Below are 24,673 nucleotides of genomic sequence, written 5' to 3'. Positions count from 1 at the left end.
CAGAGGCGCACTCTGCGGTATCGCCGGGCGACTGGACAAGCCGTGGGCACAGGCTAGTCTCGGGTGAAGCAGAATGCGGGCGAAGGGGAAAGCAATGGAAAAATTCGGCAAAAGCCAGCCGGTTACGCGGATCGAGGACCAACGCTTTCTGACCGGCCAGGGCCGGTATGTCGACGACCTGGTTCCGGGTGATGCGCTGGTGGCGATGTTCTTTCGCTCGCCGGTGGCACATGGTGAAATCCTCGACCTGGACCTGGGCGCGTCGCGCGAGATGCCGGGCGTGCATCTGGTGCTGACACTGGCCGATCTCGAAGCGGCAGGGGTCAAGGTGGGGCTGAGCGGCACCACCATGGCCAATCGCGATGGTAGTCAGGGTGCGGCGCCGGAACGGCCGATGCTGGCGCGCGACCACGTACGTTTCGTGGGCGAGGCGGTGGCGATGGTGGTGGCCGAAACCGCCGATCAGGCCCGCGACGCGATCGAAGCGATGGGCATGGATATCCGCGACCTTCCGGTGATAACCGACGTGGGCCCGGGCGGCCCGGCGATCCACGCGGAGGCTCCCGAGAATCGCGCCTTTGATTGGGGGCTGGGCGATGAGGCCGCAACCGAGGCGGCCTTTGCCAGCGCCGCACATGTGGTCGGGTTGCAGGTCGACGACAACCGGGTCATCACCAACTCGATGGAGCCGCGCGGCTGTTACGCCGAGATGGTCGAGGGGCGACTGCATTTCGCCTATGGCGGCCAAGGTGTCTGGGGGATGAAGGCGCAACTGGTCGAGAAGCTGGGCATCGCATCCGAGGATCTGCGGGTGACTACCCCGGATGTGGGGGGCGGGTTCGGCATGAAGGCGATGCCATACCCCGAATATTTCACCGTCGCCCATGCGGCACGGGTGCTGAACCGACCGGTGCGCTGGATGTCGGACCGGACCGAGGCGATGCTGAGTGACAATCATGGTCGCGACCTGACCTCGCTGGCGGAACTGGCCTTTGACGCCGATCTGCGCATCACCGCCTACCGGGTGCGCACCCGCTGCAATCTGGGCGCCTATAACAGCCATTTCGGGCAGGCTATCCAGACACAGCTGTTCTCGCGCGTGTTGACCGGGGTCTATGACATCCAGACCGCCTGGTTGCAGGTCGAGGGGTACTATACCAACACGACCCAGGTCGATGCCTATCGCGGGGCTGGCCGGCCCGAGGCGATCTATGTGTTGGAGCGGGTCATGGATCGGGCCGCGCGCGAGTTGGGGGTCACCCCCTGGGAGATCCGTCGCCGCAACTTCATCCGGCCTGAGGCGTTCCCCTACAAGACCGCGACGGGCGAGACCTATGACGTGGGCGATTTCGACCGCCTGCTGCGGCTCGCTGAGGCCGAAGCGCAGGACTTCAGCGTGCGCCGGGATAACGATGCTGTGCGCGGCCTGCTGCGCGGGATCGGAGTGTGTTACTATATCGAAAGCATTCTGGGCGATCCTTCCGAAGGCGCGGAGATCGCTTTCAACGAGGATGACACCGTGGACCTGATGGTCGGCACGCAATCGAACGGACAGGGGCATGAAACCGTCTATGCCCGGTTTCTGGCCGACCAGACCGGCCTGCCGATGGACCGGATCCGGGTGGTGCAGGGTGACAGTGACCGCATTGCACAGGGCGGCGGCACGGGCGGCTCGCGTTCGGTCACGGTGCAAAGCAATGCGACTTTGGCCACAGTTGAACGCATGGTTGCCGCATTCACGCCCTTTCTCGCGGGCAAGATGGGGGTTGAGGAGAGCGCGGTGATATTTGACGATGAAACCTTTCGGGCGCCCGGCTCGAACCTGACGCCCTCGCTGCTGGAGGCCGCTGCCATGGCGCGGGCCGATGGGCGCAATGACCTTCTGCGCCATGCCGCGCGGGCCAAGCTGCCGGGCCGGTCCTATCCCAACGGCGCGCATCTTGCCGAGATCGTGATCGACCCAGAAACCGGTCACGCCCATGTGGACCGTTACCGGGTCTGGGACGATTTTGGAAACCTGATCAATCCCTTGCTTGCCGAGGGACAGGTTCATGGCGGGGTGGCGCAGGGGATCGGCCAGGCGCTCTGCGAACACGTGGTTCATGACGACGAGGGGCAGCTGCTCACGGCATCGTTCATGGACTATGCCTTGCCACGCGCAAGCGAGGTTCCCATCATCGGGTTTACCTCGGTGCCGGTGCCGTCGACAGCCAACCCGATGGGGATGAAAGGCTGTGGCGAGGCCGGTACGGTCGGCGCATTGGCCGCGATTGCGAACGCGGTGCAGGATGCGATCTGGGATCGGGGGGTGAGGCAGGCGGATATGCCCTTTACCCCTCTCAGGCTTTGGGAATTACTGAATGCTGAACCTGTCGCGGCTGAGTAGAAAGCTACTGGGATGGCTGGGGCGGCCGCTCAGCGCCGCCCATTCTGGCGAGGTGCGCCAGCGGGGACCGCAGACCCATGTGATCATCCTCGACGGGACCATGTCGACGCTGGAGCCGGGGCGCGAGACCCACGCGGGACAGACCTATCGGCTGATGTCCGAGATGGGGGCGCAGGTTTCGGTGTTTTACGAGGCCGGGGTGCAGTGGACCAGTTGGCGCACGACGCCCGACGTGATGATGGGCCGGGGGCTGAACCGCCAGATCCGGCGGGCCTATGGCTATCTCGCCTCGCGCTATCGACCGGGCGACCGGATCTTTCTGCTGGGATATTCACGCGGCGCCTATGCGGTGCGCAGCCTGGCCGGGGTGATCGACATGGTGGGACTGTTGAAGGCCGAACATGCCACCGTCCGCAATATCCGGCAGGCCTATCGCCATTATGAATGCGACGTCCAGGGACCGCATGCACAGGTGTTTCGCGACCTCTACTGTCACCGGGACGTGATGATCGAAATGGTCGGGGTCTGGGACACGGTGAAGGCGCTGGGCTTGCGGCTGCCACTGCTGTGGCGCCTGTCGGAACAGCGGCACGCCTTTCACAGCCACCATCTGGGCCGCAGCGTGCGCCATGGCTATCACGCGCTGGCGCTGAACGAGACACGCGACGTGTTCGAGCCGATCCTGTGGGACTGCAAGCCCGAGTTCCGTGGCCATGTGGAGCAGGTCTGGTTCCGTGGCACGCATGGCGATGTGGGCGGGCAGTTGGGAGGGGATGAGCGCGCCCGGCCGCTGGCCAATCTCTCGCTGGTCTGGATGCTGGAGCGGGCAGAGAACCTTGGCCTGCCGTTGCCCGAGGGCTGGCGCGCGCGCTTTCCCACCGATCCCAACGCGCCTTCGGTGGGCACCTGGAACGGCTGGGGCAAGATCTTTTTGCTGCGCTCGGCCCGCACCGTCGGCCGTGACCCCAGCGAGCGGTTGCATGAAAGCGTGACCGGCGACGCGCTGCCCACCGGTCTGCCGGCCCCCTACCTGCGCTCACGCAGCTACGGCTGAGCGGGCCGCTGCCGGATTGCGCGCCTGCGGCGCAAGACGATATCTCGGCGGCGTGCCGCCGCCTCGGGCGGGTGATCGTTGTGAGGCCGCGCAATGCGTGCCGGTCGGCAACGGGTTGAGAGGTGGGATGTCTCCGGCGGGAGTATTTTCGGCGAAATGAAGAGGCGGGGGTGCCGCTTCTTTCTGATCACAAATACTCGAATTCAACCGCGTGGGATATTCAGGACGATGCAGGTGGTCGAGCCGGTGGCATAGAGGCGGTCGTCCTCGACGCCCCTGATCTCGCCATGGGCGACGCCGGTGGAGCGGCCGACGTGATCGGCGATGCCTACGCATTCGACCTCGGTTCCGGTCGGGATCGAGCGGATGATGTTGATCTTGTATTCCAGCGTCGTATAGGCCGCGCCCTGGGGCACCATCGTCTGCACCGCGCAGGCCATGGCGCTGTCGAGAAGGGTGCCGTACCAGCCGCCATGCACGGCGCCAAGCGGGTTGCAGACATCGAAGGTCGGCGTGCCGCGAAAGGCGACGCGGCCTTCGGCGACCGCGTGCAGGTGATAGCCCATGGTGCGCGCGATGGGCGGGGCGGGCAGGCGGCCGTCGAGGATGCCCTGCATGAAGTCGAGCCCGGAGATATTGGCCATGTCGGCCGGTCCCAGCAGGTCTTCGGGTCCGTTGGCGAAAGTCATGGGGCGTTCCTCCGGGTCAGGGTTGGAGGAACGCTAGCAGGGGCCGCGGGATGCTCAACCGTTACGCGACGTTCTGGAGCGCCACCTTGGGCGTGACGCCAAGCGCGTGGCAGACATCGCGGGTCAGTTCGGGGCGGTTCAGCGTGTAGAAATGCAGCTTGTCGACGCCGCCCTCGATCAGCTCCGAGCAGAGCTCGGTGCAGATGGCGGTGGCCAGCAGATCCTCGCGCCCGTCGCGGGTGGCCTTGTCAAAGGCGTCCTCGACCCATGCAGGGATATGGGTGCCGCAGCGGCGGGCGAAGTTGCGCGCGCCTTTCCAGTTCTCGATCGGCAGGATGCCGGGGGTGATCTGCTTGTCGATGCCGGCCTTGGCGCAGGCGTCGCGGAAGCGGAAGAAGGTGTCCGCCTCAAAGAAGAACTGGGTCAGCGCCTCATCCGCCCCTGCGTCCAGCTTGGCCTTCAACCAGTCAATGTCGGCCTGGGCGCTGGCGGCTTCGGGGTGGATGTCCGGGTAGGCGCCGACCCTGATGGCGAATTTGCCGGTTTCGGCCAGGGCTTGGATCAACTCCACCGAATTGGCAAAACCGCCGGGATGCGGGGTGAAGCGGCCCGCGCCCTGCGGCGGGTCGCCGCGCAGGGCGACGATGTCGGTGACACCGGCCCGGGCAAAACTGTCGGCAATGGCCAGCGTTTCCTCGCGGCTGGCCTGCACGCAGGTCAGGTGGGCCGCCACGTTGAGGCCAGAGGATTTGTGCAGCGTGGCCACCGCGTCGCGGGTCAGCTCGCGGGTGGTGCCGCCGGCGCCATAGGTCACCGAGACGAAGCGGGGGGCCAGTGGCGCCAGCACCTGCACCGTATCCCAGAGCCGGAACGAGGCTTCGAGGTTTTTCGGCGGGAAGAATTCGAAGGAAATCTGGGGGGCGGTCATTTGGGCGGTCATCCTGCGCAAAGGGCGATGTTTAGCCTCTTGTCGCACCTGCAGCATTGTGAGACAACTTCATAATACTCAAGAACAACATGAGCGATACTATAGGATGCATATCGAATTCCGGCATTTGCGGACCATCAAGGCGATCCATGAATGCGGTGGGCTGGCCCGTGCCGCCGATCAGCTGAACATCACCCAATCGGCGTTGAGCCATCAGATCAAGGGGCTGGAGGATCAGGCCGGGGTCGAGCTGTTCGTGCGGCGGTCGAAGCCGATGAAACTGTCGGCGGCGGGGATGCGCCTGCTGCGGCTGGCCGAGCAGATCCTGCCGCAGGTCGAGGCGATGCAGGCCGAGTTCTCGTCCTTGCGCGACGGGCGATCGGGGCGGATGCATATCGCCATCGAATGTCACGCCTGTTTCGAATGGCTGTTCCCGGTGCTGGAGGCGTTTCGCAAGAGCTGGCCGGACGTGGATGTGGATATCCGGCCCGGTCTGGCCTTTGATGCGCTGCCCGCGCTGCAAAAGGAAGAGGTCGATCTGGTCGTGTCCTCGGACCCCGAGGACATTCCCGGCGTCGAGTTCGTGGAACTCTTCGATTACAATGCGGTATTTGTCGCCGCCTCGACCCATCCGCTGGCGGAAAAGCCGTGGATCGAGGCCGAGGATTTCCGGGGAGAGACTTTGATCACCTATCCGGTGGAACGGTCGCGGCTGGATGTGTTCAGCCAGCTTTTGATCCCGGCCAAGGTGGAACCGGCGCAGGTGCGCCAGGTGGAGCTGACGGCGGTGATTCTGCTGCTGGTTGCGTCGAACCGGGGCGTGTCCGTCTTGCCCGACTGGGTGGTGCGCGAGGTGAAATACAGCTCGGACTATGTCACCCGCCCGCTGACCGAGACGGGTATCACCCGGCGGCTCTACGCGGCGGTGCGCAGCGAGGATCTGGAAAAGCCATTCGTTCAGGAACTGGTTGGACTGGCCCGCAGCGAGGCGCGCAAGCTTCAAAGCCAGTAGCGCGCAACGCCGATACGCCATTCAGGCTCTCGGTCAGATCAGTTTGACGATCTGTTTGCCGGTATTCCCACCCTTGAGCATGGACATGAAGGCGGCAGGCGCGTTTTCCAGCCCTTCTGCCACGTCCTCGAGATAGCGGATCTCGCCGTTGGCCAGTTTTGGGGCTACCTCGGACAGGAAGGCCGGGTAGCGGCCGAAATGGTTCGAGATGATGAAGCCGTTCACGGAAAGGAACTTGACCAGGATAGAGCGCCAGATTGCCGGACCGGTCAGTCCGGGGTCCGTCGCGCCCGCGCCCAGGCCACCGGCATTGTACCAGCTGATCATGCCGCAGATCGGGATACGGCCAAAGTTGTTCATCAGCGGCAATACGGCCTCCAGCACCTTGCCGCCGACATTCTCGAAATAGATGTCGACCCCGTCCGGGCATTCTGCGGCCAGCGCCCGGCGCAGATCCGCCGCCGTCTCAAAAGCGCGGTGATCCAGGCAGGCGTCAAAGCCAAAGGTCTCGGTGGCGATGCGGCACTTGTCGGCTCCACCCGCGACGCCCACCGTGCGCAGCCCGGCCAGGCGCGCGACCTGACCCACCATCGAGCCCACCGGCCCGGTGGCCGCGGCCACCACCAGCGTTTCACCGGCCTTGGGTCGACCATGCTCCATCAACCCGAACCAGCCGGTAAACCCCGGCATGCCCAGCACGCCCAGCGCGGTGGTGATCGGCATCACCTTGGGGTCGATCTTGCGCAGCATCTTCGCGGGCTGCACGCCGTGTGTCGCCCAGCCGAACATGCCGAAGGCGAAATCGCCCGGCGCAAACCCCAGGTCGTTCGAGGCGATCACCTCGCCCACGCCGCCGGCCTCCATCGTGCCACCGATGGGCACCGGCGCGGCATAGGATTTGGCATCGTCCATACGGCCCCGCATATAGGGGTCGAGCGACATGTAATGGACGCGTACCAGCACCTCGCCGGGGCCGGGGGTGGGAACGGGCGCTTCTTCATACGAGAAATTGGCGGCCTCGGGCGCGCCGGTCGGGCGGCTGGCGAGGGCGATGCGGTACATGCGGTCGGTCATGGGAGGGCTCCTTTGCTCGGAAACAGTCTAGAGTGCCGCTCGGGGGCTGCAAACCGTGCCGAGTCGATGACGCGGCGCCATGCACCGGTATGGCAACCGCCTTGCACAGAGAGCCCCTTGGCAAGTCGCGCCCGCGCGAGTATACGCGCGGCTTGACCGAACAGGAGCTCCCCGATGATTGGCAGTGCGAACCTCAACATCATGATCAAGGCCGCCCGCAAGGCAGGCCGGTCGCTGGTGAAGGATTTCCGCGAGGTCGAGAACCTGCAAGTGTCGATGAAGGGCGCGGGCGATTTTGTGTCCAAGGCCGATATCGCAGCCGAGGCGATCCTCAAGGAAGAGCTGCGCAGTGCCCGCCCGACCTATGGCTGGGTGGCCGAAGAGGGCGGTTCGGAAGAGGGCGAGGACCCCACGCGCCGCTGGATCGTCGATCCGCTGGACGGAACGACCAACTTCTTGCACGGGCTGCCGCATTGGGCGATCTCCATCGCGCTCGAGCACAAGGGCAAGGTTGTCGCCGGTGTCATCTATGACGCCGCCAAGGACGAGATGTTCTTTGCCGAAAAGGGCGAAGGCGCCTGGATGAACGATCAGCGTATCCGGGTGTCGGGTCGCCACCGGATGATCGAGTCGATCTTTGCCACCGGCCTGCCCTTTGGCGGGCGCGCCGACCTGCCGCTGACGCTTCAGGATCTGGCGCGGCTGATGCCGGTCTGCGCCGGCGTACGGCGCTGGGGTTCGGCGGCGCTCGACATGGCTTATGTGGCGGCGGGCCGCTACGAAGGGTTCTGGGAACGGCGCCTGAATGCCTGGGACATGGCCGCGGGCATCATCATCGTCAAGGAAGCGGGCGGCCTGGTCGAGGCGCTCGATCCCGAAAACTCGATCCTCGACAGCGGCGAGGTGATCTGCGCCAACGGCGACATCTTCGACCCGTTTGCCAAGGTGATCCGCGGCTAGGTCGCGACCTAGATTTTTCGTCGAAAAATCTTGAACCCGGCCAATGGCCGGGTTTTTGCGTTCGTGGCGCTCACCTGCGCGGTATCTTGGGGATCCGGCTGGGCGACAGGCGGTATTTCTGCTCGGGATGTGGCGGATGGCCCTCGGTACGCTGCCAGAATCCGCGCCCGCCACGCTTCAGCCAAAGCGGTAGCGTCAGCACCAACCCCACTGCGAAACCGCCCGTATGCGCCCAATAGGCGACGCCACCGGTATCCGGGTCGGAACTGAACCCGCCCAGGAACTGGAACCCCAACCAGGCCCCCAGCATCACGAAGGCGGGGATCGTGAAAACGCGGAAATAGACGAACAGGATCAGCAGGATATCGACGCGCGCACGCGGAAACAGCAGCAGATAGCCCCCCATCACCCCGGCAATCGCGCCCGAGGCACCGATGGTTGGAACCAGAGACTCAGGGCCGCTCATAACATGGATCAGCCCGGCCCCAATCCCTGCGGCAAGGTAGAACAAGGCAAAGCCCAGATGCCCCATCTCGTCTTCGAGATTGTCGCCGAAGATCCACAGAAACAGCATGTTGCCGCCCAGATGCATCCAGCCGCCATGCAGAAAGACCGAAGTGACCAGGGTCAGCCACCCGTCCCCGTCCGAGATGCGGGCCGGGATGATCGCATAGTCATAGTAAAAGCGGCTGACCAGCCGGGGATCCTCCATGATGCCCAGAGTGGTCAGGAAAATCCCGATATTGGCCGCCAGCAGCAGGTAGACGACATAGGGCGTTCGGCCCGAGGGGTTGTGATCGCGGATCGGGAACATCCCGCGACGCTGCGGGCAAACGAGGCAGAGGTCAAGAGGCGCCGGGCGCGCCGCGTCAGCGGCGCGCCCGGCCCAACTGCCGCGGATCGCAAGATCCGGCGGCAGGCGGGAGCGCTCTCTGCCTTAGCCCATGCCACCCAGCAGCGCAGCATTGCCGCCCGCGGCGGTGGTGTCGACGCAGACATGGCGCTCGGCCAGTACACGCGCCCGGTCGGGCTGGCCGGGGATCAGCGGCAGGATCGGGCCGGGCCGGCGCGACAGGGCCAGTTCATAGGCGCGTGCTGTCTCCTCATCGCCCCACCACAGCACGCCCGAAATCCCCTCAACCGTTTCCAGAGCTTCCGCCGCCAGTGAACCGGTGGCGCGGATCGCGGTGCCGCCCAACGCCTCGACCGCCTGTGCCTGTGCCGCAACCGCCGCTGCCGTCGGCCCAAGGCAGAGGAGCGGCGGACGCGCCATCTCACTCAACCGGTTCGACTCGCCGGTCGGGCCGGGCAGGCTTTGCGTCCGTACCGGCGCGGGCGTGCCAGTCGCGCGGGGCAGGGTGGCCATCGGCGCGGCCCAGTCTGCCGCCGCCTGCTGCCGGTCCGGCGCACAGAAACGCGCCATGTAGTTCGGTCCGCCCGCCTTGGGTCCGGTGCCCGACAGGCCCTCGCCGCCAAAAGGCTGGCTGCCGACAATGGCGCCGATCTGGTTGCGGTTGACATAGATATTGCCCGCATGCACCGCCTCGGTCACATGCTGTACACGGTCGTCGATCCGGGTCTGCAGGCCAAAGGTCAGACCATAGCCGGTGGCGTTGATCGCCCCGATCACCTGGTCCAGCTCGTCCGAGCGGAAGGTGGCGACATGAAGCACAGGGCCGAATATCTCGCGCTCCAGGGCCTCGATGCCGGAAACCTTGATCAGGGTGGGGGCCACGAACGTGCCCTCGGGTGGCAGGGCCAGTTCCTTCAATACCCGTCCCTCGGCCCGCGCACGCGCCACATGGTCGGCGATGGTCTGGCGTGCGGCCTCGTCGATCACCGGGCCGCTGTCGGTGGACAGCGCCCAGGGGTTGCCCAGGCTCAGCGCATCCATCGCGCCCTTGAGCATGGTCAGCACGTCCTCGGCGATATCCTCTTGCAGGTAGAGGCAGCGCAGCGCCGAACAGCGCTGGCCCGCCGATTGGAACGCGCTTTCGATCACCGCCTGCACCGCCTGTTCCGGCAGCGCGGTGGAATCGACGATCATCGCATTGAGCCCTCCGGTCTCCGCGATCAGCGGCGTGCCCGGGCGCATGTTCGCGGCCATGGCGGCGCGGATCTTCTGCGCCGTCGCGGTCGAGCCGGTAAAGGCCACGCCGGAAACCCGCGCATCCGAGGTCAGCGCCGCCCCCACCGCCGGGCCGCCCGGCAAGAGTTGCAGTGCGTCACGCGGTACCCCGGCCTCGTGCAGCAACTCTACCGCGCGATGGGCGATCAGCGGCGTCTGTGGCGCGGGCTTGGCCAGCACCGCGTTGCCGGTGGCCAGCGCCGCCGCGATCTGGCCCGAGAAGATGGCCAGCGGAAAGTTCCACGGGCTGATGCAGGTGAAAGTTCCCGCAGGCGCCGCATCGGGGATATTGGCCGCGTAATAGCGCAGGAAGTCCACCGCTTCGCGCAGCTCGGCCACCGCGTCCATCAGGGTCTTTCCCGCCTCGCGATGCAGCAGCGCAAACAGCTCGCCATAATGCGCCTCGTAAAGGTCGGCAGCGCGGTTCAGCGTGGCGGCGCGCTCGGCGGCAGGGGCCTGCCACGGCTGGGCGCTGGCCAATGCCAATTCGGCGTCCGCCGCACTGGCGGCGGCCACGCTGCCCGGAATGTCGTGCGGATCGGCGGGGTTGACCACGGCCTCCTCGGCTTGCGGAGCGGCCTCCTCGGCCAACAGCGGCCCGGCCTGCCAGCGATGGGTGCGGAAGGGATCGCGCGCGGCGTCGATCGCATCCAGCGACGGCTGATGGCCCAGATCGAACCCTTTCGAGTTGGGGCGCTCGGGCGCGAACAACTCGGGCCCGCGCTTCAGCGGTTTGGCCGGTTTTTGCGCGGTTTCGAACGGGTCGGCTGCCACCACTTCGGGCGGGACGTTCTCGTCCACGATCTGGTTGACGAAAGAGCTGTTGGCGCCGTTCTCCAACAGGCGCCGCACCAGATAGGCCAAGAGATCGCGATGCGCCCCCACCGGTGCATAGATGCGGCAGCGGGTCTTGTTGGCGGTCAGCACAAGGTTATGCAGTGTCTCGCCCATGCCGTGCAGGCGCTGGAACTCAAAGGGCTGGCCGTCCCGCGCCATATGCAGGATCGCGGCCACGGTATGGGCGTTATGGGTGGCGAATTGCGGATAGATCCGGTCGGTCATACCCAAGAGCTTGCGCGCATTGGCGATGTAAGAGACATCGGTCACCGCCTTTTGCGTGAAGACCGGGAAGCCATCGACCCCCGCAACCTGGGCGCGCTTCACCTCGGTGTCCCAATAGGCGCCCTTGACCAGCCGCACCATCAGCTTGCGGTCATGGCGCTGCGCCATCTCGTAAAGCGTGTCGATCACCAGCCCGGCGCGCGGGCCATAGGCCTGTACCACGATGCCGAACCCGTCCCAGCCCTTCAGCGCCGGTTCCGCCATCACCGCCTCGATCACCTGCAACGACAGCGCCAGCCGGTTGGCCTCTTCGGCGTCCACGTTCAGCCCCATGCCGGCAGCCTTGGCCAAGAGCGCCAGCGCCCGCAGGCGCGGCACCAACTCGTCCATGACGCGGGCCTCCTGCGCCAGCTCATAGCGCGGATGCAGGGCCGACAGCTTGACCGATATGCCCGGATTGGCACGGATGTCACCATGGGTGCAGGCCTCGGCAATGGCGGCAATGGCGCGCGAATAGCTCAGGTGATAGCGCGCGGCATCCGCCTCGGTGCGCGCGGCCTCGCCCAGCATGTCATAGGAATAGGTATAGCCCTTGGCCTCCATCCCCTGCGCGCGTTTCATCGCCGCCTGGATGTTCTCGCCCAGCACGAACTGGCGGCCCATCTCCTTCATCGCGCGGGAGACGGCGGTGCGGATCACCGGTTCGCCCAGCCGCTTGATGGCGCCACGGAGCGCGCCCACGGGGCTTGCCTTGCGCTCGTCCAGCACCTTGCCGGTCAGCATCAGCGCCCAGGTCGAGGCATTGACCAGCGAGGACGAGGAATGCCCCAGATGCTTGCCCCAGTCCGACGGCGCGATCTTGTCCTCGATCAGCGCGTCGATCGTGTCGGCATCAGGCACCCGCAACAGCGCCTCGGCCAGACACATCAGCGCGATACCTTCGTCGGTGGACAGGCCATATTCGGCCAGGAACACCTCCATCATGCCTGGCGCGGTGCTGGAGCGGATATCGCGCACCAGCCCGGCGGCGGCGGCGCTGATTGCGGCGCGGTCGGCGGTGGATAGGGCGGCCTGCGCGACAAGTTGATCGAGCAAGGCGGATTGATCGGCATAGGTCTGGCTGTCGATATGGGTGCGCAGGGCGTTGGTCATGGTGCCTCCGGTTCAGTTGGCGTATATTACTGGGAAACAACGGGTGCTTTCGCCTTATCATCGCCAAGCCGCAGGCGGATCGACCAAAAAAAGGGGATCGTATAGTGCAAATGAACCTTCCGGACCTGGATCGTTATGATCGGGCGATTCTGAACCATCTGGCGGCGGATGGGCGCATCTCGATTGCCGATCTCGCGCGGCGAATTGGCTTGTCGAAGACGCCCACCCAGGCGCGGCTGAAACGGCTCGAGACGACAGGGATCATCACCGGTTACCGGGCGCTCGTCGATCCCATCCGGCTGGGACTTGATCACGTGGCCTTTGTCGAGGTGCGGCTCAGCGATACCCGCGAAAAGGCGCTGGCCGAGTTCAACGCCGCCGTGCGCCGCATCGGCGAGGTCGAGCAGGCTCATATGATCGCGTCGAATTTCGACTATCTGCTCAAGGTGCGGACACATTCGATGACCGAATACCGCGCTGTTCTGGCCGAGCGCATCTCGTCCTTGCCGCATGTCTCCAGCACCTCGACCTTTGTCGCGATGGAGGCGGTGAAGGAACCCGGAATGCTGGGCGCGCTCGAAAGCGTTACTTGACGCGAGGCCCGTTTGCGTCAGCATTGGCATATGAGACATATCGCCCTTGCCTGTTTCCTGCTCGTCCCCGGAGCCGCACTGGCGTCGGAATGCCCCGCCGCGCCAGACAACTCCGAGCAAATCGCGCATCTGATCGAAGACATCCGCGTTGCGCCCAACGAAATGCATGCGCGCACCATATCGAACCGGATGTGGGAGCTATGGGCCGACGCGCCGGACGAGGCCGCCCAAGCGATCCTCGACAATGGTATGTCTCGGCGACGTGCATGGGATTTGTTGGGCGCTCTTAATGAATTCGATCGGCTGGTCGCTTACTGCCCCGACTATGCCGAGGGATATAACCAGCGCGCTTTTGTCCAGTATCTGCGCCAGAACTATGCCGCCGCACTGGTTGACCTCGACCGGGCACTTGCCCTGTCGCCAAACCATATCGCGGCGATGAGTGGGCGAGCCCTGTCGTTGATGGGGCTTGGACGTTTGGACGAGGCGCGGGTGGCGCTCAGCGATGCGCTCGAACTCAACCCCTGGCTGCCTGAGCGAGGTCTTGTCGCCCCTGGCGGGCCGCTTGAACCCAAGGGAAAAGACATCTGAAGGCCAGAAACCCCCACTTTTTTCGCCTAGCGTGATCTGCGTCACATTGAGGTTGTCCCGCTATATGCTTAGAGGGAGGAGGATCCGGTTGGGGCCGGTGGTTGGTTAAAGTTTCTTACGAGTTTCAGGGCCTTGGCCTTGCTGTTTTTCCAAAGTTTGTTATCGAGTTCCACCTGGACCTGACGGTCGGCAGCAATGCCGGCCTCCCCTTCCGGATTCACGAGATGCGGGCGTGGTGGAATGGTAGACACATGGCACTTAAAATGCCTGGGCCGTATAGGCCGTGCCGGTTCAAATCCGGCCGCCCGTACCATCAATTCATCTTCCTTTGCTGGAGGGTATTGGCGCAAAACACTTGCCTTGGTGCCACCGGATGAATTTCTTAGCGATCCTCTGCTGAGCGGGAGTGGTATACTGGCTATTTGCTCAAGCAGAGGAAGCGACTGCGATTTGCGTGTCTTCTCGCATGACCTCCCCCCGCGGTTAGGGGCGGTTTGATCTGGAATCTTCCGGTTGGTTTGCAGTGTTGAGCGACAGTGTGGAGACCGCAAGGCGCCAACCTCATCCGGGTGGAACTGGGGAGCGAGGCCTGTGCTCTTGCTTCCCAGCGGTGCCAACGCGTTCACAGCGGAGCATCGGGCCCACGGCCGTGGCGCTGAAGCAGCAGAATGGTCGGCTCTACGGCGCGCTGGCCAATCACATCTGGGGTCTGGATGCACCGCCAGCGCAAACAAGATCAACAGTACATTCCTGCAGCCGTTTCTCATATATGCGACCGCCGACTCCTGGACGTTTTCGCTGAACACGAAGTCATCTTATGACTGGAAATCCAAGCGATGGACGGTCCTGGTCAAAACCCGGCTTGGAAAGGAAATCACCAACTCGATTTGGCTGCATCACTCTGCGGTATCCGATATTGAGGTTGAAGCTGACCAGATGGCTTTTCTCGCCAGACAAAGAAACTGCTCTTGTTCTCCGACAGTAAGGTCACCCAGGATTTCAGTCTGCAACCGCTCCACGATCGGGAGTATGTCTTCGTAAATCCGTTGGCCTTTGTCTGTAATCCTCACAGAACGCGCCCGCCGGTCCCGTTCATTGATTGTCCGCGAGACAAGGCCCTTTTGCTCCAACCTGTCGATGACGCCGCCAATTGTCGCGCGGTCATAGGCGATTTGGGCCGCGATGCCCGCCTGATCCAGGCCCGGACTCGACCACACTGCGTCAAGCGCGGCGAACTGAACAGGGGTCAGGTCGTATCCGGCCTCTTGCATCCGCTTCAAGAAAACCTTGGTGGACATCTGGTTGAGCCGACGGATCAGATGGCCCGCCATGTTGAAGAGGGTCAATTTTGGAATTTCCTTAGTGATCGTATGGGACCTGTGTTCGAATATCATAGTTTAACCCAAAAGGTATGTATGCATACCTTTTTTCCATCAGTATAGTGAGTATAGATACTAATAAAGGGGCCGAGTGCGCCAGTGCGGAGGAAAACCATGCAATATCATGTCGATGGGTTTAGGCCGGGGGATCCGGACATCAAGGCTCCTGCCCCGGGCCTCGATCAGCCGCAAGCCGATGCGATTCCAAAAGCAGTCGATGTTCTCATTGCCGGCTGTGGACCGGCCGGGCTCTGTCTTGCTGCGCAACTGGCCCGGTTTCCGGACGTCACGACGATGATCGTTGACCCAAAGCCCGGCCCGATGGAAAAGGGTCAGGCCGATGGCGTGAACGTGCGCTCGATGGAGATGTTTCAAGCATTCGGCTTTGCCGAGACGGTCAAGCGCGAAGCGTATTGGGTCAACCAGACCACCTTTTGGAAGCCGGATCCAACCAACACCGACCACATCACCCGCGTCGGGATTGCTCAGGACGTGGCCGACGATCAGTCCGAGATGCCACACACCATCGTCAATCAGGCGCGCGTCCACCAACTCTTTCTTGATGTGATGAAGAACTCTCCGACGCGGCTTGAGCCGTGTTACGGGCTTCGTGTTATCGACCTCCAGATCAATACCGGCAGCGACGACCATCCCGTGACCGCGACGCTGGAGCGCGTGACCGAAGTTGGCAGTGCGGGCGATACGCTCACGGTCCGTGCCAATTATGTGGTCGGATGCGACGGTGCGCGCAGCACTGTTCGCCGGGCGATAGGCGGCAAGCTGCATGGAGACGCGGCACATCAGGCATGGGGCGTGATGGATATCCTCGCCAATTCGGACTTTCCCGACCTGCGCCGGAAATGCCTGATCCAGTCCGCGCGCGAAGGCAACGTACTGATCATCCCGCGCGAAGGTGGCTATATGTTCCGGATGTACGTGGAGCTCGACAAGTTGAACCCGGATGAGCGGGTGTCGAACCGCAACCTGACCTCGGATCATATCATCGACGCCGCGAACCGGATCATGCGCCCCTACTCCATTGACGTGAAAGAAGTCGTCTGGTGGTCGATCTACGAGATCGGGCATCGCCTGACGGACAAGTTCGATGACGTCCCAGAGGATGAGACGGCAATCCGCAATCCTCGCGTCTTCACTGCTGGAGATGCCTGCCACACTCATAGCCCCAAGGCCGGCCAGGGCATGAACGTGTCCATGGGCGATACCTTCAATCTAGGTTGGAAGCTGGCACATGTACTGACGGGGCGATCGGACCCGAAGCTGCTACACAGCTACTCTGCCGAGCGACGCGAAGAAGCGAGGCGCCTGGTCGAGACCGATCACAAATGGGCGCGGATCATGAGTGCCCCTCCAGGACAGTCCGAGCTGGACGGCTCGGACATGCCGCGCTTTCAAAAGCAGTTCATTGAGAACCTGGAATTTACAGGGGGACTAGCCGTTCATTACGGTCCGTCGGATATCACCGCCGAACCAACGTATCAACATCTCGCCACCGGCCAGATCGTCGGCAAGCGTTTCCATTCGGCGCCGGTCCTTCGGCTGTCGGATGCCAAGCCGCTACAACTGGGTCACGTGGCTGAGGCGGACGGGCGGTGGCGCATCTACGCCTTTGCCGGACAAAACGACGTGGGAATCGAAGGCGGCGCGATCCACCAGCTCTGCGCCTGGCTGGAAAGCGATCTTGCTTCACCAATCCGGCGCTTCACGCGCCAGCATGAAGACATCGACGCGCTTATCGATCTTCGCGCTATATTCCAACAGGATTTCAAGACCTTGAGCTATGAAGAGATGCCCCTCTTTCTCAGGCCTGCAAAAGGGCGCTATGGGCTGCGCGACTTCGAGAAGGTCTTCTGCATCGATCACAAACTGGGCGCAGACATTTATAAGATGCGCGGGATCGACAGGGCAGACGGGTGCATGATCATCGTTCGGCCCGACCAATATGTCGCCCATGTTCTGCCCTTGAATGAATTTGATGCTCTCTCCAAGTTCTTCGACAGCATCTTCGTGCCAAGTATCGAAGAGTAGCGAAACCGGTAGATCGACTTGGAGCCGAACGGGAAATCTGAGGCGGCGCGGAACGTCATCTACCCAGTACTGTCCTGGTTCAAGCAAGGCTGTGAGCCGTTCAAGATCGCGGTGAATTCGGACCTGAACGGCTGCTACGGATCAAGCAGTTATGGCAAGTCGGTCCACGACGGGATCGCCCTGATCGTGGCGCTTGAACCCGATCTGGTCATCAGCACCGGCGATATGGTCGCGGGCCAGCAGGTCAATCCGCATCTTTCGAGCGACCAGATTGCCGCCATGCGGTCGGCGTTCGATGACTCGGTCATGATCCCTTTGGCCAGGGCCGGCATTTCCTTCGTAGTGAGCCCCGGAAATCACGATGCTTCTGCCTATCCCGGGTTGTAGGTAGAGCGGGCGATTTTGCCAGGGTCTGGGGCGACAGGCAACCTGACGGGACATTTGTGGACAAGGCCGATTTTCCCTTTCGATACGCCCTGTCAGTGCAGGGCGTGCTGCTGGGTTCCTTGGACGTGACCACCACCGGAGCCCTGTCGGAAAACCAGTTCGACTGGCTCGACGATCTGCTGGAATGCCAGGCCAGCCGGCACAAGTCTGTTGTCCTGTTCAGCCACCTGCCGCTCTGGCTGTTGCCGAAAAGCGGCGTGATGACGTGATCGGGGATCCAAAGTTGCACGACCTTCTGTGCGGCACGGTGTGGACCTCTATCTGAGCGGGCATCACCTTGCCTATTATCCTGGTGTCGCCGACGGCATCCTGATAGTCTCGCAATCCTGCCTTGGCTCTGGGCCGCGCGTTCTGATTGGCGCAAGCCGACCTTCGCCCAAAGCGTTGTCCTTGGTCGAGATCGCCGCGGATGGCACCAGCGAGGAAACCGCCTACCAGTTCCCCAGTTTTCTGAAGCCGGCAAGTCTCGACGATCTTCCTCGCTCGATCGGGCGACTTGTCCGTAGGGACCTAGTCGGCAAGTGCCCCGACATGGCGAAGCGCACATTTCGGAAGTGGCCGACCTACCATCCGGACGGTAGTCTCAAGACATTGGGTTTGAGTGAGGCAAGGCCGGCCCTTGGCCTCCGAGGCTGCGTCAGTAGGAACCCGGTTGAGGCGGGCAGGGGGGTGCCTTCGAATGGGGCTTGGGGCTTGAAGTCTCGTTGGCAGGCGCTCTTTTTTAGCGCTGTTCGGTCAAGACATGCAGGTATTTTCGAAGCCTATAGAGAGTTTGTCGTTCCCAACTTGACGCCCGAAAATCAATGGAATAGTACCGGTGAGCGCCGAGCGGGCGTTGTGTAATGGTAAGACCCTTGCCTTCCAAGCAAGAGATACGGGTTCGATTCCCGTCGCCCGCTCCAGAAATTCTTTTCCGACACATTACCCGCAAAGAATTTCAGAGGTGTCTTTTATCTCATTGATATTATGTTCTTTTGGGAGATTGGAGCGCTAGTCTTCTAAGCTGGTAAAGCGGGTTCGATACCCCGCCGCCCGCCACCCGCTCCAACGCATCAGACCCGACATGTCTGCTCGATTGCGTCATTTGGACCTTTTTACGGGGTCCGGGCGCGCTGATCGCTTGACCCTGATGGCTCTCGCCGCCATGAAGCTGGACCTAGCCTGGGTTCCCGGGCGCATCCGGACCCAAGGCAGGAAACCGCAACGCATGGCTCGCAGAACCACCGCCCCCGTCGCCAGCGAAGAGCGCGCAGGCTCGAAGAAGGTTGGCGTGCTCTCCGCGCTCTGGCCCTTCATGAAGCCCTACAAGGCACTGATGGCGGGTGCGCTGATGGCGCTGGTACTGACGGCCAGCATGTCGCTGGCCCTGCCGCTGGCGGTGCGCCGGGTGGTCGATAATTTCCGCATCGAAAATGGTGACCTGCTGGATGTCTATTTCCTGGCCGCGCTGGGCATTGCAGCGGTGTTGGCGCTGGGCACCGGCATCCGTTACGCGCTGGTTACCCGGCTGGGCGAACGCGTGGTGGCCGATATCCGCAAGGCGGTGTTCGACCGGGTGATCGGCATGAGCCCGGAGTTCTTCGAACGCATCATGACCGGCGAGGTGTTGAGCCGGATCACCACCGACACCACGCTGATCCAGTCGGTGCTGGGTTCCTCGGCCTCGATCGCGCTGCGCAACATGCTGCTGTTCGCGGGCGGTCTGGTGCTGATGCTGCTGACCTCGGCCAAGCTGACGGGGCTGGTGCTGCTTCTGGTGCCTGCGGTGCTGGTGCCGATCTTGGTGCTAGGCCGCCGCCTGCGCGCCATCAGCCGCGAGAACCAGGACTGGATCGCGGCCAGTTCCGGCAACGCGGGCGAGGCGCTGGGCGCGGTGCAGACCGTGCAATCCTATACCAACGAAACCGCCAGCCGGGCAGCATTTGCCGAGGTGACCGAGACCGCCTATGATGTCTCGCGCCGCCGGATCGCCACGCGCGCGGTGCTGACGGTGATCGTGATCTTCCTTGTCTTCTCGGGCATCGTCGGGGTGCTCTGGATGGGCGCCAACGACGTGCGCACCGGTGTGATGACCGAGGGCACGTTAATCCAGTTCGTGATCTATTCGGTGATCATGGCGGGCGCTGTGGCCGCGCTCTCCGAGATCTGGAGCGAGCTGCAGCGCGCCGCCGGAGCCACCGAGCGTCTGGTCGAGCTGCTGAATGCCGACGATACCGTCAATGATCCCGCGCAGCCCGTGGCGATGGCGCTGCCGGTTCAGGGCGAGATCGCCTTTGACAACGTGACCTTCCGCTATCCGGCGCGGCCCGATCAGGTGGCGCTTGACGGAATGAGCCTGACCGTGCGGCCGGGCGAGACGGTGGCCTTTGTCGGGCCGTCGGGTGCGGGCAAGACCACGGTGATCCAGCTGATCCAGCGGTTCTATGATCCGCAATCGGGCCGGGTGTTGCTGGATGGGCAGGACCTGACCACGCTGGCGCGCGCCGAATTCCGTCGCCACATGGCGCTGGTGCCGCAGGACCCGGTGATCTTTGCCGCCTCCGCGCGCGAGAACATCCGCTTTGGCCGCCCATCGGCCTCTGACGCCGAAGTCGAGGAAGCCGCCAGCGCCGCCGCCGCGCATGAGTTCATCGCCGCACTGCCGGAGGGCTATGACAGTTTCGTCGGCGAACGAGGCATCATGCTGTCGGGCGGTCAGAAGCAGCGTATCGCCATCGCTCGTGCCATCCTGCGTGATGCGCCGGTCCTGCTGCTGGATGAAGCGACCTCGGCGCTTGATGCCGAAAGTGAACGCGCGGTGCAACAGGCTGTGGAACGGCTAAGCGCCGACCGCACAACACTGATCGTGGCGCATCGGCTGGCGACGGTGAAAAAGGCCGACCGCATCGTGGTCCTGGAAGAGGGCCGAATCGTTGCCCAGGGCACCCATGACGAGCTGGTGGCGGGTGGTGGGCTCTATGCCCGGTTGGCACGGCTTCAGTTCACCGATGGTTTGGTGGCCGAATAATTCCCCTTACCTCTGATTGATCGTGTGCGCATCCTCGGAGCCAAGTGGAACCGAGGGAGAAACGGCATGGGTCTGTGGAGCTTTGTGAAGGATAGCGGCAAGAAGCTTTTTGGCGGCGGTGAGGAAGAGCCGCAGGCCGAAGCGCTGCAAAAGGAGATCGCGGAACTGGGCCTGGATGCAAGCGGTGTCGAGATCTCGGTCGAGGGCGATACGGTCAAACTGCAAGGCACTGCGGCCAGCGACGAGTTGAAAGAAAAGATCATCCTTGCGGTCGGCAATGTCGAAGGTGTCGGCGCCGTGGACGACCAGACCACCGGCGGCAGCGCCGAACCGGTGTTTCACACGGTTGCCAAGGGCGACACCCTGTGGGCGATTGCCGAAAAGACGCTAGGCAAGGGCAGCCGCTACAACGAGGTTTTCGAGGCCAATCGCCCTATGCTGAGCCACCCCGACAAGATTTATCCCGGCCAGATGCTGCGAATTCCGCAGGTCTGACACCACTAAGTGGCTGGGGGGGGAGAAGAGGCGGCCCATTGGGCCGCCTCTTTGCGTTTGGCTGCTTCAAGGTCGCGGGGCCGTAACGTCATCTCTTTTTCGCCGTTGCGTCACGGGCGCTTTCGCGGCGCCATCCGGTTATGCGCCAGCTTGCGCCGGGATGCGTTTCTTCGCATCTTGGGATCAAGGATGGAATGGCCCGGGAAACGGGCCCTTGGGGAGGATTGCTCATGCCGTTTGCCGGGCTCGAAGACCGCGCACGTGTCGAAAACGAAATGCCGTGGGAGGCGCGGGACGTTCCCGCCACGCTGCACAAGCTGCTGACGCGGACCGCGACACGGTTCCCGAACCACAACGCCATGAGCTATCAGCTGTTGTCGGGGCCGACCGACAAGGCCGAAACCCTGACCTGGTCGCAGCTTCTGTCCAAGGTCAACCAGGCCGCCAACCTGTTCCGCAGCCTTGGCATCGGCGAAAACGATGTGGTGGCCTATGTGCTGCCCAACACCAACGAGACGCTGATCACCATGCTGGCCGGTGCGGTGGCGGGCATCGTCAACCCGATCAACCCGCTGTTGGAGCCCGAGCAGATCGCGGCGATCCTGCGCGAAACCAACGCCAAGGTGGTGGTCACGCTGAAGCCTTTCCCCAAGACCGACATCGCGCAAAAGGTGGCCGAGGCGGTGCGCCACGCCCCGCATGTGACCACCGTGCTCGAGGTCGATCTGAACCGCTACCTGACACCGCCCAAATCCTGGATCGTGCCGCTGGTGCGACCCAAGATGGCGGACAAGGAGCATCTGGCCCACGCCGATTACCTCAGCTTCAACCGCGAAATGCGCAAGCATCCGACCGAGCTGACATTCGCGGATTCCGCTGGCGACCGGGTGGCCTGCTATTTCCACACCGGCGGCACCACCGGCATGCCCAAGGTGGCGCAGCACAAATATTCCGGCATGATCTATAACGGCTGGCTGGGGCATACGCTTCTCTTTACCGAAGAGGACACCATCATGTGTCCGCTGCCGCTGTTTCATGTCTTTGCCTGCCATGTCATCGTGATGGCGGCGGTGGCCTCGGGCGCGCATGTGGTGTTCCCGACCCCGGCCGGTTATCGCGGCGACGGCGTGTTCGACAATTTCTGGAAGCTGATCGAACGCTGGAAGGTCTCGTTCATCATCACCGTGCCGACGGCAATCTCGGCCAAGATGCAGCGCCCGGTCGATGCGGATATCTCCAGCGTCAAGACCGCGTTTTCCGGCTCGGCGCCGCTGCCGGTCGAACTGTTCCGCCGCTTCGAAGAAGCGACCGGAGTCACCATCATCGAAGGCTACGGCCTGACCGAGGCCACCTGTCTGGTGTCTTGTAACCCGGTGGATGGCGAGAAAAAGATCGGCTCGATCGGCATTCCCTTCCCCTACACGGACGTCAAGATCATCAAGGGCACGCCCGATGGCCCCGTCGAATGCGCGGTGGACGAGATCGGCGAGATCTGCATCTCGAACCCGGGCGTCTATGCGGGTCACACCTATACCGAAGAGGACAAGAACAAGGATCTCTTCTACTATGGCACCCACCTGCGCACAGGCGATCTGGGCCGCTTCGACGCGGATGGCTATCTGTGGATCACCGGTCGGGCCAAGGATCTGATCATTCGTGGCGGTCACAATATCGACCCCGCCGAGATCGAAGAGGCGCTGCTGGGTCACCCTGCGGTGGCCTTTGCCGGGGCCATCGGCCAGCCCGACGCCCATGCCGGCGAGGTACCCTGCGCCTTTGTCGAACTGGTCGAGGGCGGCAAGGTGACCGAGGCCGAGCTGATGGAATATTGCAAGGTGCATGTGCATGAACGCGCCGCCCATCCAAAGCATATGACCATCCTGCCGGAACTGCCCAAGACCGCCGTGGGCAAGGTGTTCAAGCCCGATCTGCGCAAGAACGCGATCACCCGCGTTTATAACGGCGCCCTGACCGAGGCTGGCTCGGCCGCGCGGGTGGTGTCGGTGATCGATGACAAGAAACGCGGGCTGGTGGCGCAGCTTGCGGCACATGGCGCGACCGAGGGCGAGGTGGCCAAGGTGCTGGGCGCCTATACCCGGCCCTGGGAATGGGCAGAGTGAGTGGCGAGGGACAGCCGGTAGATTATGACCGGCTGCTCGATGCCGAAACGTGGGCCTTTGTCAGGCGCACGGCTGAGAGCTACCCCGAGGATGCGGTCTCGCTGAGTATCGAGGGTCAGCGTCAGGTCTATGACGCCATGTGCCGCGCCTTTCATGCGGGCCGGCCCGAGGGGGTGCAGGCCGAGGATCGTGATGCCAACGGCGTTCCGGTGCGGCTCTACTGGGCCGGACAGCCCACGCGCACCGTGGTCTATGCTCATGGTGGTGGCTTTGTGCTGGGCGGGCTCGACAGTCACGACGATGTCTGCGCCGAGATTTGCGCCCGCACCGGCTATCGCGTCGTGGCGGTCGATTACCGGCTTTGCCCGGAATACCGCCACCCGGCGCAGTTGGATGATTGTCTGGCGGCTGTGGGATGGGCCGAGACCGAGTTCGGCGATCCCATCGTGCTGGCGGGCGACAGCGCCGGTGGCAATCTGATGGCTGCCGTGACGCATCGCCTGCGCGGCCAGCGCCGCGAGATTTGGGGGCAGGTGCTGATCTATCCGCTGCTGTCGGCCCGGCCCGAGGCGCCCTCGTACCGCGAACATGCCGAGGCGCCGATGCTGAGCACGGCGGATGTGGCCTTTTACCAGTCGGTCCGTTTCGATGGGCCAGTGCCCCAGGGCGATCCCGGCTGGGCACCGCTGTCGGACAGCGATTTCGCAGGCCTGCCACCCACCGTGGCGGTGACCGCCGGTTGCGACCCGCTGCGCGATGACGGGCGCGACTATTGCGCCGCCATCACCGCTGCCGGTGGCCGCGCCGCCTGGATCAACGAAGAGGGGCTGGTGCATGGCTATCTGCGGGCGCGCTCCAGTGTCACCCGCGCCGCCGACAGTTTCGAGCGGATCACCCTGGCGATCGAGGCGCTGGGGCAGGGGCTTTGGCCCTACGATTGAGGGGGGTGCGGGCTCAACCCGCGAAATCCCGGCACTGCTCGGGGATCGACAGGTCGAACCAGCCACCGCTCTTGATTTGCCAATCGGCGCTATGAGTGGTGACATAGGTCCAGCCGCCAACCGGGATATGGGCGTAACCGACATAGTCTCCCGGCAGGACCTGCCCGATCTGGGCGGTGCCATGGCCCGGCCCGGCGCGCAACGCGATCACCGGTCCCAGCCAGCCCAGACAGGCGCTTTCGAACTCGTCCCGCACCGGCAGAACCCAGAGCTGCTGCCGCCAAAACACGTCATCCAGATCTAGCCATAGCTGCCCGGTGTTCACCCGGCAGCCATGGCTTTGCTCCAGCGCGCGGATCTGCGTGACCAGTCGCTGCTCGGCGGCGCCCAGGCTAACGGATTTTCCGGTGCAACCGCGATTGTCGAACACCGCCTGACCCAGCGTCGAGCCGAAACAATACCCGGCCCGGTCCATGATCAGGTTGCGAGTGAACCACAGGTCGTGACAGCCGTCATCGGCCAGGACGGGCAGGGGCAAGAGCAGGGCAAAGAGCAGGGACAGCAGGCGGCGCATCGTAAATTCTCCGGTGACTATGCGGTTGATCGAAA

The 24,673-nt window shown here is 63.5% G+C and carries 20 protein-coding genes and 2 tRNA genes; 15 read left to right on the top strand and 7 right to left on the bottom strand.

Annotation, left to right across the window (positions count from 1 at the left end; translation table 11 throughout):
• Positions 1–94: 94 nt before the first annotated feature.
• Together MB818_RS11115 and MB818_RS11110 are read left to right on the top strand one after the other, a co-directional pair.
• Positions 95–2,386, top strand: a complete 2,292-nt coding sequence (locus tag MB818_RS11115; RefSeq protein WP_238905107.1) for a xanthine dehydrogenase family protein molybdopterin-binding subunit — start codon at positions 95–97, stop codon at positions 2,384–2,386.
• Positions 2,361–3,440 carry a T6SS phospholipase effector Tle1-like catalytic domain-containing protein gene (locus tag MB818_RS11110; protein WP_439653284.1) on the top strand — a complete coding sequence of 360 codons (1,080 nt, stop codon included), beginning with the start codon at positions 2,361–2,363 and terminating at the stop codon, positions 3,438–3,440. Before MB818_RS11115 ends, MB818_RS11110 begins: the two co-directional genes overlap by 26 nt.
• A gap of 203 nt (positions 3,441–3,643) precedes the next feature.
• Here MB818_RS11110 and MB818_RS11105 read toward each other — a convergent pair whose 3' ends face one another.
• Positions 3,644–4,129 carry a PaaI family thioesterase gene (locus tag MB818_RS11105; RefSeq protein ID WP_234139667.1) on the bottom strand — a complete coding sequence of 162 codons (486 nt, stop codon included), beginning with the start codon at positions 4,127–4,129 and terminating at the stop codon, positions 3,644–3,646.
• A gap of 61 nt (positions 4,130–4,190) precedes the next feature.
• The gene (gene metF, locus MB818_RS11100; protein WP_234139668.1) at positions 4,191–5,057 is read right to left on the bottom strand and encodes a methylenetetrahydrofolate reductase [NAD(P)H]; all 867 of its coding nucleotides are present in this window, start codon (positions 5,055–5,057) and stop codon (positions 4,191–4,193) included.
• A 106-nt stretch (positions 5,058–5,163) separates the two neighbouring features.
• Between metF and MB818_RS11095 the strand changes: the two genes are divergently transcribed.
• Positions 5,164–6,069, top strand: coding sequence for a LysR family transcriptional regulator (locus MB818_RS11095; RefSeq protein WP_238905106.1), 906 nt, complete (start codon positions 5,164–5,166; stop codon positions 6,067–6,069).
• A 33-nt stretch (positions 6,070–6,102) separates the two neighbouring features.
• Here MB818_RS11095 and MB818_RS11090 read toward each other — a convergent pair whose 3' ends face one another.
• Positions 6,103–7,143 carry an NADP-dependent oxidoreductase gene (locus MB818_RS11090; RefSeq protein ID WP_234139670.1) on the bottom strand — a complete coding sequence of 347 codons (1,041 nt, stop codon included), beginning with the start codon at positions 7,141–7,143 and terminating at the stop codon, positions 6,103–6,105.
• 174 nt (positions 7,144–7,317) lie between these two features.
• Between MB818_RS11090 and MB818_RS11085 the strand changes: the two genes are divergently transcribed.
• Positions 7,318–8,103, top strand: coding sequence for an inositol monophosphatase family protein (locus MB818_RS11085; protein WP_234139671.1), 786 nt, complete (start codon positions 7,318–7,320; stop codon positions 8,101–8,103).
• Positions 8,104–8,173: 70 nt separating this feature from the next.
• On the opposite strand, the gene MB818_RS11080 is transcribed toward MB818_RS11085, so the two are convergent.
• On the bottom strand, positions 8,174–8,917 hold the full coding sequence (locus tag MB818_RS11080; RefSeq protein WP_234163419.1) for a rhomboid family intramembrane serine protease: 744 nt from the start codon (positions 8,915–8,917) through the stop codon (positions 8,174–8,176).
• 123 nt (positions 8,918–9,040) lie between these two features.
• Positions 9,041–12,445, bottom strand: coding sequence for a bifunctional proline dehydrogenase/L-glutamate gamma-semialdehyde dehydrogenase PutA (putA, locus tag MB818_RS11075; protein ID WP_238905105.1), 3,405 nt, complete (start codon positions 12,443–12,445; stop codon positions 9,041–9,043).
• A 110-nt stretch (positions 12,446–12,555) separates the two neighbouring features.
• Between putA and MB818_RS11070 the strand changes: the two genes are divergently transcribed.
• The 3 genes from MB818_RS11070 to MB818_RS11060 all read left to right on the top strand — a co-directional run bounded on the left by MB818_RS11070 (position 12,556) and on the right by MB818_RS11060 (position 13,942).
• On the top strand, positions 12,556–13,038 hold the full coding sequence (locus MB818_RS11070) for an Lrp/AsnC family transcriptional regulator (protein ID WP_235776007.1): 483 nt from the start codon (positions 12,556–12,558) through the stop codon (positions 13,036–13,038).
• A gap of 30 nt (positions 13,039–13,068) precedes the next feature.
• Positions 13,069–13,629, top strand: coding sequence for a tetratricopeptide repeat protein (locus MB818_RS11065; protein WP_234139675.1), 561 nt, complete (start codon positions 13,069–13,071; stop codon positions 13,627–13,629).
• 226 nt (positions 13,630–13,855) lie between these two features.
• Positions 13,856–13,942, top strand: a tRNA-Leu gene (locus MB818_RS11060).
• A 583-nt stretch (positions 13,943–14,525) separates the two neighbouring features.
• On the opposite strand, the gene MB818_RS11055 is transcribed toward MB818_RS11060, so the two are convergent.
• Entirely contained in the window at positions 14,526–14,975 is a 450-nt protein-coding gene (locus MB818_RS11055; RefSeq protein WP_234139676.1) for a MarR family winged helix-turn-helix transcriptional regulator, read from the bottom strand.
• A 147-nt stretch (positions 14,976–15,122) separates the two neighbouring features.
• Between MB818_RS11055 and MB818_RS11050 the strand changes: the two genes are divergently transcribed.
• From MB818_RS11050 to MB818_RS11015, 8 genes are all read left to right on the top strand, one after another.
• The gene (locus tag MB818_RS11050; RefSeq protein ID WP_238905103.1) at positions 15,123–17,054 is read left to right on the top strand and encodes an FAD-binding monooxygenase; all 1,932 of its coding nucleotides are present in this window, start codon (positions 15,123–15,125) and stop codon (positions 17,052–17,054) included.
• 18 nt (positions 17,055–17,072) lie between these two features.
• A complete protein-coding gene (locus tag MB818_RS11045) occupies positions 17,073–17,441 on the top strand; it encodes a metallophosphoesterase family protein (protein WP_234165943.1) in 369 nt (122 codons plus the stop codon).
• Between the two features lie 56 nt (positions 17,442–17,497).
• Complete coding sequence (locus tag MB818_RS11040; protein WP_234139679.1) at positions 17,498–17,710, top strand: metallophosphoesterase family protein; 213 nt, start codon at positions 17,498–17,500, stop codon at positions 17,708–17,710.
• A 619-nt stretch (positions 17,711–18,329) separates the two neighbouring features.
• Positions 18,330–18,403: transfer RNA gene (locus MB818_RS11035), tRNA-Gly, on the top strand.
• A 305-nt stretch (positions 18,404–18,708) separates the two neighbouring features.
• Complete coding sequence (locus MB818_RS11030; RefSeq protein ID WP_234139680.1) at positions 18,709–20,508, top strand: ABC transporter transmembrane domain-containing protein; 1,800 nt, start codon at positions 18,709–18,711, stop codon at positions 20,506–20,508.
• A gap of 66 nt (positions 20,509–20,574) precedes the next feature.
• Complete coding sequence (gene lysM / locus MB818_RS11025; RefSeq protein ID WP_234139681.1) at positions 20,575–21,003, top strand: peptidoglycan-binding protein LysM; 429 nt, start codon at positions 20,575–20,577, stop codon at positions 21,001–21,003.
• A gap of 230 nt (positions 21,004–21,233) precedes the next feature.
• Complete coding sequence (locus MB818_RS11020; RefSeq protein ID WP_234144733.1) at positions 21,234–23,123, top strand: acyl-CoA synthetase; 1,890 nt, start codon at positions 21,234–21,236, stop codon at positions 23,121–23,123.
• Positions 23,111–24,064, top strand: a complete 954-nt coding sequence (locus tag MB818_RS11015) for an alpha/beta hydrolase (RefSeq protein ID WP_234177769.1) — start codon at positions 23,111–23,113, stop codon at positions 24,062–24,064. The genes MB818_RS11020 and MB818_RS11015 overlap by 13 nt, the downstream gene beginning before the upstream one ends.
• Before the next feature lie 13 nt (positions 24,065–24,077).
• Here the strand turns inward: MB818_RS11015 and MB818_RS11010 are convergent, their stop codons facing one another.
• On the bottom strand, positions 24,078–24,638 hold the full coding sequence (locus tag MB818_RS11010) for a DUF4453 domain-containing protein (protein ID WP_234139684.1): 561 nt from the start codon (positions 24,636–24,638) through the stop codon (positions 24,078–24,080).
• Between the last annotated feature and the right edge of the window lie 35 nt (positions 24,639–24,673).

It is taken from the genome of Ruegeria alba, assembly GCF_022321465.1.
GTDB classification, from domain to species: domain Bacteria; phylum Pseudomonadota; class Alphaproteobacteria; order Rhodobacterales; family Rhodobacteraceae; genus Ruegeria_B; species Ruegeria_B alba.
This window is presented reverse-complemented; position numbering and strand designations above follow the sequence as displayed.

Bases quoted from the DNA above. Each gene is read 5' to 3' on its own strand.
- MB818_RS11010 (WP_234139684.1), bottom strand. From the start codon at position 24,638: ATGCGCCGCCTGCTGTCCCTGCTCTTTGCCCTGCTCTTGCCCCTGCCC.
- MB818_RS11090 (WP_234139670.1), bottom strand. From the start codon at position 7,143: ATGACCGACCGCATGTACCGCATCGCCCTCGCCAGCCGCCCGACCGGC.
- MB818_RS11085 (WP_234139671.1), top strand. From the start codon at position 7,318: ATGATTGGCAGTGCGAACCTCAACATCATGATCAAGGCCGCCCGCAAG.
- MB818_RS11070 (WP_235776007.1), top strand. From the start codon at position 12,556: ATGAACCTTCCGGACCTGGATCGTTATGATCGGGCGATTCTGAACCAT.
- MB818_RS11105 (WP_234139667.1), bottom strand. From the start codon at position 4,129: ATGACTTTCGCCAACGGACCCGAAGACCTGCTGGGACCGGCCGACATG.
- MB818_RS11080 (WP_234163419.1), bottom strand. From the start codon at position 8,917: ATGTTCCCGATCCGCGATCACAACCCCTCGGGCCGAACGCCCTATGTC.
- MB818_RS11065 (WP_234139675.1), top strand. From the start codon at position 13,069: ATGAGACATATCGCCCTTGCCTGTTTCCTGCTCGTCCCCGGAGCCGCA.
- MB818_RS11015 (WP_234177769.1), top strand. From the start codon at position 23,111: ATGGGCAGAGTGAGTGGCGAGGGACAGCCGGTAGATTATGACCGGCTG.
- MB818_RS11050 (WP_238905103.1), top strand. From the start codon at position 15,123: ATGCAATATCATGTCGATGGGTTTAGGCCGGGGGATCCGGACATCAAG.
- putA (WP_238905105.1), bottom strand. From the start codon at position 12,445: ATGACCAACGCCCTGCGCACCCATATCGACAGCCAGACCTATGCCGAT.
- MB818_RS11110 (WP_439653284.1), top strand. From the start codon at position 2,361: ATGCTGAACCTGTCGCGGCTGAGTAGAAAGCTACTGGGATGGCTGGGG.
- MB818_RS11115 (WP_238905107.1), top strand. From the start codon at position 95: ATGGAAAAATTCGGCAAAAGCCAGCCGGTTACGCGGATCGAGGACCAA.
- MB818_RS11030 (WP_234139680.1), top strand. From the start codon at position 18,709: ATGGCTCGCAGAACCACCGCCCCCGTCGCCAGCGAAGAGCGCGCAGGC.
- MB818_RS11095 (WP_238905106.1), top strand. From the start codon at position 5,164: ATGCATATCGAATTCCGGCATTTGCGGACCATCAAGGCGATCCATGAA.
- metF (WP_234139668.1), bottom strand. From the start codon at position 5,057: ATGACCGCCCCCCAGATTTCCTTCGAATTCTTCCCGCCGAAAAACCTC.
- lysM (WP_234139681.1), top strand. From the start codon at position 20,575: ATGGGTCTGTGGAGCTTTGTGAAGGATAGCGGCAAGAAGCTTTTTGGC.
- MB818_RS11020 (WP_234144733.1), top strand. From the start codon at position 21,234: ATGCCGTTTGCCGGGCTCGAAGACCGCGCACGTGTCGAAAACGAAATG.